A 13507-nucleotide genomic window follows, 5' to 3' on the forward strand; every position below is an offset into this window, starting at 1 on the left:
CCATTTTTATACAGTTGCAGTTGTTGTTTCCCTAAATCCCTGTTCCACGGTAGTTCTGCCTTTGGTGGAACCCGCCATGTTTGCCGTGTTCACCTCATGTGTCCATAGCTGGTAATAACCTGAATTTTTACCGTACGAGTTATCAATAAGTACATTGGGCTTTGCCATCAAGCATGATAAAATATGTCCATGCAATCTGGAGGTATGGATTACTTCATATTTAGCAAAGAGGCGAATGGCCTTTCGCACCAGATAACTGCTGTACAGTTTCCATACAAACTGCAACATTTTTCTGCCTCTACGTTTACGGAGGGCACTTGCCGTCAAAAAGATTAGCTTTTTTTCATATCTATTAAATAGGGAGGCCCAATCGACGCTATCTCCTTGAATAACTGTGTCTTCCTGATCAATATTGATCTCGATATCTGTTCGCAAGAAGTTCAGTCTTCCCTTTTTAGGTACTGTACTAGTAGATATCTTCCAAAGTTGATGTGCCATATCAGGCAGCAGGCCTACGTGGACATTTGTGAAGTATGTGGTAGCCAACTCGTAGGAAGAGTTGTCCCTAGCGTACACATAGAGTCTGGAGTGACGATTGAAAATGTCCGCCGTTTTTTGAATATTCGCTGTATCTTTATAAAAGATTGTCTGTGGTAGAATCACGATTTTATTCCGTGGGTAATTCTGAACCACCATTTCTCGAAGATTTTGATGAGAATCATACAAATCACCGAAGTTACCACCACCACTCATCACGATAATATAATCCTCGGGAATCTGGACCCCATCATGGAAATCATGAACGCTATACCTGTCAACCACCTGAATTTCGTAACTTTTGAAAAAAGCTTCTGCTCCTTTCATGATCAGAAGGTCCCCACCATTGCTATAGACTGGATAGTCAATATAGAAAATTTTCGATTTGGGAGGAACGACCTCCAATATTTGCTTCAACCGTTGCTTCAACTCATCCATGGGGTGAGTTCTTTGCGAGTTTGGCATCTTTCCGGGCTCCTTTGAATGGATTCTTCTCTCTAAACTGTTGCTGCAGGAATTTGATATCTTCCTTGTCATAGAGCATGCTGCGAACGGGCAGCTTGAAAAGGACCGAAATCGAGATCAGTGACATCAGAATGCGAACGAACGAACCAATCAGCAACGCAACAGCAATGCCCAACAGCCCAAGCATAGGGGTAAGCACAAAAAATAACGTGACTGTCACGGTCAGCGCAATGACCTGCCTCAGCACGATAACACCTGGCCTTCCGAGCGCGTTAAAAGCCGACGCCAGTATCCATGATCCTCCACCAACGATGCATTCCAACGAAAGCAAGTAAAACACGCCACTGGCCTGTAAAAATTCAGGACCGAAAAGAAGGCCTATGAAAAAATGTCCGATGAGCATACTCGGTATGACTACGATGGTCATTAGAACCATACTAACTCGAAAAGCTCTACCAACAAGCAGCAGTACTTGCTCCTTCTCCATGCCTGCTACCTTTGGAAAAATAACATTGGTAATTGCATTTTGGACGACATTGAACATCCTCGAAAGAGCATATACAACCGAATAAAGACCGAAATCACGAGGTGTAAGCAGAGCAATAATGATAATCTTATCGAACTGGGTATAAAGCGTTCCCAGCAGCTCAACACCATACACGCGGATACCATAACTAAACAAATGCACACAGGTCTTAAATTGATGGATCAAATGAGAAAGAGAAGCGAATATCTGTCGTCTCATCATGAACATGTAGGCGACCAATACAAGAAGTGTCGAAGCAAGACTTACAGCAATCGCTCGTTCTACCGTAAGTGAACCAGCCAGCCAAAAACCGATCAAACCTAACAAATTCAACAAAGGTACGAGCAGCCTGGACAGATTATAAATGTGGAATCGCTCCGTGCCCTGGGCGGCGGCTGCCAGAACTCCTGTCAATAGAAGGACCGGGACCATAAGCACCGTGTACCATCGAGCCAGTGTGACCAATGTATCCGAGTATCCCGCTAGCCAGGAGGACATACACAGCCAACTGATCAAACCGACAATTATACTGATTGGGAGTTGTACGACGAAACTCATTCCAATATAGGTAGATAGCTGCTGCTGATACTTTTTCACGTTGTAGATCAACGAAGTAGGCAAACCAAATGCCGCGAGTCCGGACAGCAGTGCTGGCCAGAACAACACGGTGGCGAGTTCCCCTTTCCCCGTTGCTCCGAACATACGAGCAGTCAGGATCGAGGTAATTGTAGTTAGTGCCATAATAGCAATGTTCGCAAAACTGGTCATGAAGATGGTTTGAAGCATACTGCGTTGTCTGGGGGGCTTAGCGATAGCTATGCTCATTACGTGTTCAATCCTTTGCCATTGCGGAATGAACCTACTATCGTTCCATTACGATAGGAAATTTTGGCCATCTGACTGGTTACCTTTTTTACATTGTTAAACGAGATCGCAATAACTAAAGCCGACTGTGCGATTCGAATCAGATGTTTATAAATCCCCCATACACTCTTTTGATAGCGGGTAGCGTCACTAATCCCCTGCCAATATACCCGGCGCAACAACCAACGCTTATTTAGCCTGCTTTTGGCAATCTTATGTTCTACAACCGCATATGGACTGTAATAAATTTTATGAACTACTCGAACCCGGCCAATGAGTTCGCTCTCCTCGCTTGACATCAAGTTATTTCCTACACGCCCAAGATCCACTCTAAACGGCTGGATCTCCTTAAATATATTCTTTCTAAATGATACATTTGCGCCAAATGGAATATGGGGAGCCTTCATCTCCACAATACTGTCAGAAAAGTCCATTACGGTATACAAACTCACAATATCATCTGGAATCCACTCCGGTTTTCCACCTTCCCAGATGGGCACAATCTTGCCACCTACACAACCTATATCAGGGTCCATATCGAAGATTTTGATAACTTCGTCAACCCAGGTAGAGGCAGCAAGGGCATCGTCATCCAAAAACATCACAAACTCACCTTTTGCCTCCTCAATTGCCCTGTTCCTTGCATAAGACAAACCCAATTGCGGCTCAAAAATATAACGTACATGTTCCGGAAAGTTCAAGGATTCAAACAGTTCTTTCGTGTTATCCGTGGAGCGATTATCAATAACCAAAATTTCATATGTCATGTAGTCAGACTCGCCTTTTAAAATACTATCAACAGCCTGCATGGTGTCATGTCCCCTGTTGTGTGTACAGATGGCTACTGATGCCCTCATCTTCTCACCTCAAAATATGCAGTTTTTTTGTGCTCAAGCCAGTTGCCTTAACAGCTGACCCCGATGTGACCAAAGACAATGATTTATGACCCAGTCATACCCATTTTCACCGAGTTTTTGTGCCAGTTCCTCATCCACCACCAATTGTTCGATCCGGTCCGCAATCTCGCTTTCGTCCAATGGATCGACGAGATAACCGGTAACGTGATCCTTGACGGCATCAGGAATACCGCCGCTATTGCCGCCAATGACAGGTAACCGGTAATAGTTAGCTTCCAGAAATACAATTCCGAAACCTTCGACATCACCTTTTTCCTTAATATCTCGACTGGGCATGATAAACAGATCAGAACATTGATACAGTTGATGAAGTTCGTGATCAGGGATACCTCCTGTAAAAATCACGACATCTTCCAGGGCATACAGCCCAACCAAACGCTCCAGTTCACTTCGATAAGGTCCTTCACCACAAATGACATATTTCAGATTGGGAATGTGTTGAGTGACATGTCTAATCGCTCTCAGTGTAATGTCATGACCCTTCCGCTCTACCAACCTTGAGACGGTAATCAACACTTTTTTTCCGTGCAGATCATATTTATTTCGTACATCCTCATCCTCACTTGAAGCACTCTTCAACTTACCTATGTTTAGTCCAGGTGGAATGATCACGATTCGTTCTTCCCCAATGCCTAATTCAATCAGTCTGGATCGGGTATATTGACTATTAGCTATCACCTTATCGGAACGTCGTAAAATATACATTAATACCGGAAAAAGCTTGCTGTTCTGCATACCCATGACGTCCAGTCCATGAACGTATGTGAAGTATCTGGTACCGAAACAAGCTTTCATGACAGGTCCAGCTATTCCTACAGGAAACACGTTGATAAAATGGATTTCGTCCGTCTTTTTGCGCCATTTCAGCACGACTAGCTGGATAATTAATATAAGTTGTGAGATAAGCAAGAGTACTTTATTCGTGTTCCAGAAAATACGCTTGCGTATAATTTCAAATTCTGCTTCCTCGTCAAACTGCCTGGCCTGCTCCGTATTTTTGATTTTATTGGTCAGAACGGTGGTTTCCTCAGCAGGCATCTGGGAGATGAGCCCATAAGCATAATCATGAATTCCGCCTTTTTCAGGGGGGAAATCAATTGCTACAAAAACTTTGTTCATATCCGTATCTCCCTTGAAAGACCGTGGCCAGCCTCTTTATACCGTATTCATGATAATATTAACCGTATCTTTGGCACACTTGTTCCAGGAAAAGAAAGCAGAATGTTCCTTGCCCTTGGTGGACAACTGGCGCCCGAGCTCTGGATCGGATGTAATCTCCACCAGACGTGATGCAGCTTCCTGCGGATGGAGTGGATCAAAATATAGTCCTGCGTCTCCGCATACTTCCGGAATGGATCCACGGGAAGAAACAATCACCGGACATCCCAGAGCCATTGCCTCCAGCGGTGGCAACCCAAACCCCTCGTACAATGAAGGGAAAATGAAACCGGCTGCACGCTCATACAATGCTTTTAACTCTTCATCAGAAACGTACCCTACCCAGTTAACCCCATCTGAATCGCTGACCTGATGATTGCTGAATACTTTGCTGTTTTTGGATCCTACAATAACAACACTCAGATTTTGGGCTTTTACTTCTGGTAATATCTCCAAAATTAATTTGAAATTTTTATATGGATTCATTGTGCTAACAGCCAGTACATACGGTGATTGGATACCATACTTTTCTAAAGTTCCTTGAGCAGCCTGCCTGTCATGAATATGATCTATACCCAGATGGGTAACAGAAACCTTCTGTGCAGCGATTTTACAGTGTTGGATCAGTTCTCCTTTGGAGAAATTGGATACCGTAATTACCTTTTTGGATATCCGTCCCAACCTAACCGTCAAAAACTGGTACCAAGAACGAAACGCAAACGAAAATGCTTTAGGATAACTGAAAACTGACGCATCATGAATGGTTACAACTTGATTTCGTTTAAATGCAGGTCCCGTATTGCAAAGGTTGATCAGCAACCCTCCCCTTGAGTAAAACGGAAGTTCAAGTTGCTCCCAAACATGTCCCTTTAATTTGCCAACTTCCTGATGGCGAATGTGCTTTAGTTCAAGCTGTGTAATCACATCGGCCGGAGACAATAGACGAAACTCGTACCTTGTTCCGTCCACTTCTCCAATGTCGATCAACTTGTCAATCTCTTTCACGAGTTCAATGGCATATCGCTGTACTCCCGTAACGGTCTGGGTCAGAAAACGTGCGTTAATGTATATTGTGATCATGTCATTCTCCATTTCTATTCGGAATTTTCAGATGTGAGGTCATGTGTGCCTCCTGTGAAGTAACACTCATATTCCGCGCCTCATAATATAGACTCACGAATTCTTCATTCATTCGATCAGCACTAAACTTATCCTTATATATGCCATGTCCCGCTTCTCCCATAGCAGTTAACGTTTTCTTATCCAACTTATTCAGAATGGCCAGCAGTTCCTCTGGCTGGTCAAGATCAAAAACGTAGCCGTTCACTCCATGGGAGACGACTTCCGGCAAAGATGACCGATCACTTGCAATTACCGCTTTGCGGTTCTTCATCGCCTCAAGCGCAACCAGAGGCAATCCTTCCCATCTGGATGGCATAATCACTGCATCGCATTGCTGATAGTAACGGTCAATTGAGGCATTATCCACCCAACCCAGTCGAACAACATTTTCAGGAAAATGCCAATTGTTTTTCTCAAGCACACTGTCACCAATGACATACAGGCGGATAAGATCTTGTAGTTCTGGATGTTTACCCAACACCTCGAGCAGAACGTCCAGTCCTTTTTGCCGGTCAAATCGCCCAACGAACAAAAGCTGAATAACCCCAGATGCTTCAGCATAGTTCCAATCTGGAAGTGCAGTCTTTTCAGATTGAGCATTCGTTTTTCTATCCCGTAGGCCACTGTATACAAACCTTGATTTGGCTGGAGACATACCTAGCCTAACGGACTTCTCCAGTTCATATTTGGAAATATTGACGATGAAATCGGTTTTAAGTTCAAGGATCTTCTCGATCATGAAATAAGCCTTTTTATTGATAGGTTTGGTATCCATGAGAAAAGACCAACCATGCGAGCAATACAATACACTTGCTTTGCGTGGAGTAACAAAAAACAAGCCCCTTGCGAGCATTCCCGCAAAAGAGCTGTGAACGTGAATAATATCGGGTTGAATCTGCTTAATGGCTTGATGGATCTGTCTCATTGCAGAAAAGAAGTTCTTAGGATGGCGCTTATACTTGTATCGTATAATGCGCTCTGGCTCCAAATCGAAATCTGAAGCTGAATTGTAATCGCTCATCAACAAATAAACATCGAACAAACGACTCTGATATGCAACGACCTCGTTTAAATAAGTTGCCACTCCCCCAACAACGTATTCTCCTATATGCAAAACCTTCATCTAATCTCACCCGCTTTATATGGTATATCGCCTGCTTCGCGTTGTTGATAAAGGGCCATACCGATGACGATCCAGATCGATATATTACCAGGGAACATCTCAAGTACGTTCGTTGTAAGACTCGATGCCGCTACACCGACGCCAAGAGCAATCGCCATTTGCGGTAAACCCATGATGTTTACTGAAGGCAGCCAATTCATTCGTTTTACAAGGCAGATCATAATCCACATAAATAAGGCAAACCAATACAATACGCCAAACCATCCTGTCTGTTCATAAAACGAAAAATATTGATTGTCTACGGCAAAGTTATTTGACTGTAAACCAATGATATGTGTTCTTCTACTTGCTGCACCTACAGAGCCAATCCCATTCCCTATTATTCCTGCCGTTGAGTAAGGTGACGTCAAATTTGCACCCCAGACCTGAAAACGGTCCATCAAGGAGCTCATTGACAAAAGATTGTAGCTATTCAGCATCTGGGTTCCGAGCATAGCGCCCGCTGGAAGAAGCAGAAACACACCGGCCAACAATAGCACGTTATGTTTATTGTATTTCCGAACACGAAGGAGAAACATAACAATCTGATAAACAATCCACAGAACCAAAGCAGACCGAATTGTGGATAAGAGCAAAAAACTGATCGTCAGCAACTGAATACTTAGACGAATTACTCTGTTCTTTTCCGCCAAACGAATTCTCTCAGCGATCAAACCTGATATCAGTAGAGCATACGCGTAGCCGTCAGGCGAATAAGTGATTGAGGACAGACGCGGCACACCTTCGAGATAGTGTTTTATGTTTACTCCATAGATAAAACCAAGTGAGATCAACTTATCTATACCAAGTGAATATTGGATCAACCAACCTGCAATCAACAAAAAGAAGATGATCAGATTCGTTCTGGCAAATACATAAATCCCTTTAACCTTGGCAATAAACATTCCCGCAAAAATCATTAGGATGGGTAAGAATGTTATTTTAAGCCCGTAGATTAACGTAACTATGCTTTTGCCCAAAAGCAGGTTAAGTGAACCAATTACAACTATGGATCCGAGCAAAAATAGAAAAGGAATAATGAATTTTTGCTCGTCACGATATACTTTGCTTAAGGCATACACAGCAATTAGTGCCATTCCGGCATCCTTTAGAGAACGGATAAAAATGTTGTCCACGTAAATGGAAATAAGCCCATAACATGAAAGGTAAACCACTAAAATATGCATTAGTACTTTGAACAAGGCATGATTGGATTCATCTTGGGTTCTTACGTATACCGGTGCGCCTCTATTCATGGAAATAATGTGCATGTTAGCCTCCATTACCTGATCAGCTTTTCGTAAATGTCCATATGCTCCTGAAGCAGGTAAGCTTCATTAAAGGTTTGGCTATACAAATGGCATTGCTCTTTTAGCTGCAATTTCTCGCGCTCACTCAAGCGATAGTAATGCATAATTGACTGTGTAATGGCTTCAGCACTATGAGCAGGAAAGGCAAACTCTTCAGTATCTAATAGAATTTCAGACATGCCTCCAACACGTGAAGCATACACAGGTGTACCTACCTGGTAAGCTTCTATGACAACTCTGCCAAAGGGCTCATCCCATGTTGACGGTACAATGATTAGATCCATGGCTGCCATCTGTCCTGCAATTTCCGTTTTCGCCACTTTTCCTTTAAATTCGATGCGATTATCTGAAGATGCTGAATGCTGCAAGGTAGAGAGCAGCGGTCCATCTCCAAAAATACATAGTTGACCAGCAATATTTGGATCCAGGGATTTAATCGCATCAATTAAATAGTGGACACCCTTCACTTCAGTTAACTGTCCAAAGTATCCAATTTTCAACGGACGGTCCCCGTTAACCACTTTTTGTTTATACAATTCTGTAACGGATAGAGCAGTCTCTACGATATTATGAACTACATGTTTGTTAGAGTCTTCGAAGAACCCCAGCGAAGTATGACTGCCCAGGATATGGTTGGAGATGCCGATGACCGAAGATATTGTCCGACTGAATCTCTTTGAAATCGTTCTGTACATTTTGGAGTATGCAGATAGGTTGATTGGATCAATCAGGGAAAAATCCCGTAGCGTATGCACCACAGGAATGCCCATTTCATATGCTGCCCTCCAGATCGCCAGACTAAGACCAGGGAGGTTCTGTGTATGAATTAGTTCTGGCTTTGTTTTAGCTAGATACTGCTTGATGTGCTGATACTGTCTTACATTAAAAACATCTTGAAGGCGCCACATGATTTTGCTCGGAACGGATACACTTCGGTTGGCGTCTCCAATCCAATATCGATTGTTGTAGGGCAAACGGACTACATGAATTCCATTCACATGGTCTAATCGAAGTTCTCGTTGACTATGTTCACCGACAGTCAAGACTTCGACTTCGTAATGACTACTCAGCGTCTGTGCAAGGATCTGCGTTGATATCTCTGCCCCGCCAATGACATGCGGAGGATACAAACTATGGGCAATCAATATTTTATGCACTCATCTCATCTCACTTTGATTAGCTTCATGGAGTTTCCTGCAATGTGGCACGAACATTCTCAATCGTTAACTTCAGTCCTGTTTCCAGTGATATTTCCGGCTCCCAGCCGAGCACGGTACGTGCCTTATCAATCACAGGACGGCGAACTTTGGGATCATCCTGAGGCAAAGGCTGGAACACCAGCTTACTGTCGGATTGGGCCAACTTTTTTACTAAATACGCCACTTCAAGGACAGTGTACTCCGTCGGATTGCCGATATTAATAATTTCTCCATTCGCCTCTTCGGTTTCCATCATTTTTTGCAGACCACGAATATTGTCATCCACATAGCAGAACGAACGGGTTTGAGAGCCATCCCCATAAACGGTGATGTCCTGTCCGGTCAGTGCCTGTGTCACAAAATTAGAGATGACACGGCCATCATCATTCCGCAAACCGGATGAATACGTATTAAAGATGCGCGCTACTTTAACGGGAACTCTGTGTTTCGTGTAGTATTCATAACAAAAAACTTCGCCCAAACGTTTGGCCTCATCGTAACAGGCTCTCGGTCCCCATGTGTTTACATTCCCGCGATAACTCTCAGGCTGTGGATGCACCTCAGGATCCCCATAAGCTTCACTTGTACTTGAAAATAGAAACTTCGCTCCCTTGGTTCGGGCCAGCTCAAGCATGTGATAGGTTCCCTGCGTGTTCACCCATATGGTACCGATTGAATCAGCTTGATAAAATTTGGGTGAAGCCGGCGACGCAAGATGGTACACCTCATCCACAGGCTGATCAATCAGAAAATCGAGTGAAGCCGCCAAAGTGACATCAGCTTCTTGAAAATGGAAAAGGTGGCTGTTCGCCACCTCTTCCAGGTTACTGGACACGCCTGTCGACAGATTATCAATTCCTGTAACCTGATGACCTTGATGAATTAAAGATTTGACCAGGTGGGATCCCAAAAAGCCGGCTGCCCCCGTCACTACAATATGTTTCAATACGTTCACGCTCCGTCCGTCAAAATGTATTGCTTTTAATCATTACCATGGCCGTTCTGAAGATAATTTTAATGTCTAACTGCAGCGAGACGTTGGAGATATAATGGAAATCATATTGCAGATTGTGATGGATGGGCTCTTTGCGAGCTTCACTCACCTGCCATAACCCGGTGATACCTGGTTTTACCAGAAAACGTCTGCGCTCCAGATCGGTGTAGCTTTCTTCTACAATTCGCTTCATTTCAGGTCTAGGACCCACAAAGCTCATATCACCCTTGATAATGTTAAGCAATTGTGGCAGCTCATCCAGACTCGTCTTGCGAAGCAAGCGACCCAGACGGGTGATTCTGGGATCATGACTTGTCGTTGGAGATAACCCATATTTCGGTGCGTCCGTACGCATCGTTCTAAATTTATAAATATTAAACTTGATTCCGTTTTTTCCGTAACGCTCCTGTTTAAAGATCACAGGCCCTTTCGAATCGAGTTTGATCATTACCGCAATGACAAGCATGATCGGAGATGTGAGCAGTAATAGGAAAGCAGCTACAAAGAAATCAATGAGTGGCTTCATAACGTCGGCGTACCCGCCAACACGTTGGGAGTACGGCTGTTCTAGCAGTTTCCCATGGCCTTCCTTGGCAATGGCCTCGCCGCCGCTTCCATAATATTCTGGTCCCGAGAGATTCACAGACCATCCCCTCCTGCAACAAGCACTTGGTTCAGTTTTTCCTTCATTAAGATCTCTTCGATCGCCATTAAGACAGGTGCACGCAGCTCTTTATTTTTCAACGCAAAATCTAGCGTAGTCAGGATATATCCTAGTTTCTCTCCCACGTCGAACCGGGAACCTTCGAAATCATACGCGCTGATGCCTTCATCGTGATTAAGCATTTGCAGAGCATCGGTAAGCTGAATTTCACCACCAGCTCCCACATTTTGCTCTTCCAGATACTCGAATACCTTAGGGGTCAAAATGTATCGGCCCATGATTGCGAGATTGGAAGGAGCAGAACCGAGTGGCGGTTTCTCTACCATACTATTTACTGATGTAAGTCTTCCATCGGTATGCAGTGGATCAATAATTCCATAGCGATAGGTTTCACTTGGACTTACCGTTTTCACACCAAGCACCGACTGGTTAACCTTCTCATATTGTTGAATCAACTGCTTCGTGCACGGTACTTCGGATACGACAATGTCATCGCCAAGCAACACGGCAAAGGGCTCATTGCCAATAAAATTCCGGGCACACCAAACTGCATGCCCCAGTCCCAGGGCTTCCTTCTGCCTTATGTAGTGAATATCAACGTTGGAGGATTTCCGGACTTCTTCCAGCAAACCCAGCTTGCCTTTCTCCAGCAGATTGTGCTCCAATTCAAACGCACTATCGAAATGATCCTCAATTGCACGCTTTCCTTTACCAGTTACGATAATAATATCTTCAATACCGGAAGCTACTGCTTCCTCCACAATGTATTGAATAGTCGGTTTGTCTACGATAGGGAGCATCTCTTTAGGCATTGCCTTTGTAGCGGGTAAAAATCGGGTCCCCAAACCTGCTGCGGGAATGATTGCTTTCCTCACTTTAGTCATAAATACCACCCTATCCTTCTTATTTTTATGGTTTAAAAGTATGAGTTGAACCACTTAAATCCATGAAACCTTGAAATAAATTGATGCAATTCTTACTTTCAATTTCATAAAGGGGCATTCAACCCAACCTCACGTCACACCCTTGACGATTAACGTCTAAGGTACACTACCCACAGTGTGACCGAGTGCCTACCTTGATAAAGGTATAGTAGACATGACCTGACAGTGCTATTTTGGATTTATAACGAATGCCACTTAAACGTTCTCGACGTAATCAGCATTCCGATTTTTCGGTACCTGTACATTGTTCAGAACTGCTCCGAGAATCCGAGCATTTACATGTTCGAGATGTGCCTTTGCCTTTTTGACCAAGTCTTTCTTCACCTTGCCTGCACTTACGACAAGAAGGACGCCATCGCACAATGAACTGATAATCAAAGCATCCGTCACTGCCAGAACTGGCGGAGTATCAAATAGAATGACATCGTATTCTTCCTTTAGACTCTCCAGCAGTGCTGTCATTTTACGGGAACCCAACATCTCGGAAGGGTTGGGCGGAATCGGACCAGAAGAGAGAACATGCAATCCTTCCACATCCGTTTCTCTCAATACTTCCGTCACTTTATATTGACTCGACAATACACTGGTCAGCCCTACATGGTTGGGCACATTAAACATGCGGTGCACGGCAGGTTTGCGCAGGTCCGTATCCATAAGCAGAACCTTTTTCCCTTCCTGTGCATAGGTCACGGCCAGATTTCCGATCGTTGTGGTTTTACCTTCACCCGACAAAGCTGAAGCGATCATGATCGTTTGAATCTGACTATCAATGGATGAAAATTGGATGTTGGTTCTCAGCTTACGATAAGCCTCAGATGAACTGGACTTGGGATTAGCCATTGTAACTAGGCTTCCTTTATCATTGGTTAACCGTGGCATACTGGCCGTCACCTACCTGTTTTTGTGATGTTGTCTGTTTGGAGCTGCGGACTTCTTCCTTTTTGATTTTGGAAATGACAGCGAGTGCTGGAATTCCAAGCTCTTTCTCCAATTCATCTTCGGTTTTCAACGTATCATCCAAGTATTCCAAGAGGAATACAAAACCTACTGCCAGCAGAAGTCCTACGAGAAAGCTGATCAGGATATTAACGGTTGGATTTACATTGATGGGTCTTGACGATTCCGTGGGTTTGGCTTCACTTAGAATGGTTACATTATCCACTTTCATAATTACGGGGATTTGGGACTCAAACACTTTAGCAACGGCGTTAACTGTTTTGGCCGCTTTTTCCGAAGACAAGCCAGTAGCGGTTAAACTCATAACCTGGGATTCATTCGCTGTAGTTACCGAGATGTTTTGTGCCAGTTGATTGCCGTTCATGCCTAGATCGGGGTATGTAGCAGCTACTTTGTCGAGGATTGCTGAAGATTTGATGATTTCCATATACGAGTTAATCACTTTAATGTTAGTTTGAATGGACCCAATATCCAGACTGGGAACACCCTCTGCGTTATATGCCTGATTGACGATCAATTTTGCGTTCGCTTCATAAATGGGGACGGTAAAAAAATAATTTTTGACACCTGCTCCAATGCAAGCAACTGCAACAAAGGCTACGATGATCCAAATTCGCTTGCGTAAAATTTGCATGTACTCTTTCAGTTCCACCTTGTATTCCTCCCATTCAATTCGGCGATTATGATG

At 43.8% G+C, this 13507-nt stretch carries 13 protein-coding genes; all 13 read right to left on the bottom strand.

The features are described 5' to 3' along the window. Window positions 1-6: 6 nt before the first annotated feature. On the bottom strand, window positions 7-1002 hold the full coding sequence (locus CHH60_RS19520) for a polysaccharide pyruvyl transferase family protein (protein WP_095360698.1): 996 nt from the start codon (window positions 1000-1002) through the stop codon (window positions 7-9). Next, window positions 968-2353 (bottom strand): oligosaccharide flippase family protein, encoded by a 1386-nt coding sequence (locus CHH60_RS19525; RefSeq protein ID WP_095360699.1) that lies wholly within the window; start codon window positions 2351-2353, stop codon window positions 968-970. Before CHH60_RS19525 ends, CHH60_RS19520 begins: the two co-directional genes overlap by 35 nt. Beyond that, window positions 2353-3249 carry a glycosyltransferase gene (locus CHH60_RS19530; protein WP_095360700.1) on the bottom strand — a complete coding sequence of 299 codons (897 nt, stop codon included), beginning with the start codon at window positions 3247-3249 and terminating at the stop codon, window positions 2353-2355. Before CHH60_RS19530 ends, CHH60_RS19525 begins: the two co-directional genes overlap by 1 nt. A gap of 33 nt (window positions 3250-3282) precedes the next feature. Continuing rightward, window positions 3283-4428, bottom strand: coding sequence for a glycosyltransferase family 4 protein (locus CHH60_RS19535; protein ID WP_095360701.1), 1146 nt, complete (start codon window positions 4426-4428; stop codon window positions 3283-3285). A 36-nt stretch (window positions 4429-4464) separates the two neighbouring features. Further along, window positions 4465-5547: a glycosyltransferase family 4 protein gene (locus CHH60_RS19540; protein WP_176476132.1), complete on the bottom strand. Its 1083-nt coding sequence runs from the start codon at window positions 5545-5547 to the stop codon at window positions 4465-4467. A gap of 1 nt (window position 5548) precedes the next feature. Next, window positions 5549-6712, bottom strand: coding sequence for a glycosyltransferase (locus tag CHH60_RS19545; protein WP_095360703.1), 1164 nt, complete (start codon window positions 6710-6712; stop codon window positions 5549-5551). Next, entirely contained in the window at window positions 6709-8022 is a 1314-nt protein-coding gene (locus tag CHH60_RS19550) for a hypothetical protein (RefSeq protein WP_095360704.1), read from the bottom strand. Before CHH60_RS19550 ends, CHH60_RS19545 begins: the two co-directional genes overlap by 4 nt. 11 nt (window positions 8023-8033) lie before the next feature. After that, entirely contained in the window at window positions 8034-9218 is a 1185-nt protein-coding gene (locus CHH60_RS19555; RefSeq protein ID WP_095360705.1) for a glycosyltransferase family 4 protein, read from the bottom strand. A gap of 25 nt (window positions 9219-9243) precedes the next feature. Further along, on the bottom strand, window positions 9244-10215 hold the full coding sequence (locus CHH60_RS19560) for a UDP-glucuronic acid decarboxylase family protein (RefSeq protein WP_318284002.1): 972 nt from the start codon (window positions 10213-10215) through the stop codon (window positions 9244-9246). Between the two features lie 10 nt (window positions 10216-10225). Continuing rightward, window positions 10226-10897, bottom strand: a complete 672-nt coding sequence (locus CHH60_RS19565) for a sugar transferase (RefSeq protein ID WP_251641430.1) — start codon at window positions 10895-10897, stop codon at window positions 10226-10228. After that, the gene (gene galU / locus CHH60_RS19570; RefSeq protein WP_095360707.1) at window positions 10894-11802 is read right to left on the bottom strand and encodes a UTP--glucose-1-phosphate uridylyltransferase GalU; all 909 of its coding nucleotides are present in this window, start codon (window positions 11800-11802) and stop codon (window positions 10894-10896) included. Before galU ends, CHH60_RS19565 begins: the two co-directional genes overlap by 4 nt. Window positions 11803-12057: 255 nt before the next feature. Next, complete coding sequence (locus CHH60_RS19575) at window positions 12058-12741, bottom strand: CpsD/CapB family tyrosine-protein kinase (RefSeq protein WP_095360708.1); 684 nt, start codon at window positions 12739-12741, stop codon at window positions 12058-12060. Next, complete coding sequence (locus CHH60_RS19580; protein WP_095360709.1) at window positions 12722-13471, bottom strand: YveK family protein; 750 nt, start codon at window positions 13469-13471, stop codon at window positions 12722-12724. The genes CHH60_RS19575 and CHH60_RS19580 overlap by 20 nt, the downstream gene beginning before the upstream one ends. Between the last annotated feature and the right edge of the window lie 36 nt (window positions 13472-13507).

Origin of the sequence: Paenibacillus sp. 7523-1 (genome assembly GCF_002276415.1) — a bacterium.
Lineage (GTDB): Bacteria > Bacillota > Bacilli > Paenibacillales > Paenibacillaceae > Paenibacillus > Paenibacillus illinoisensis_A.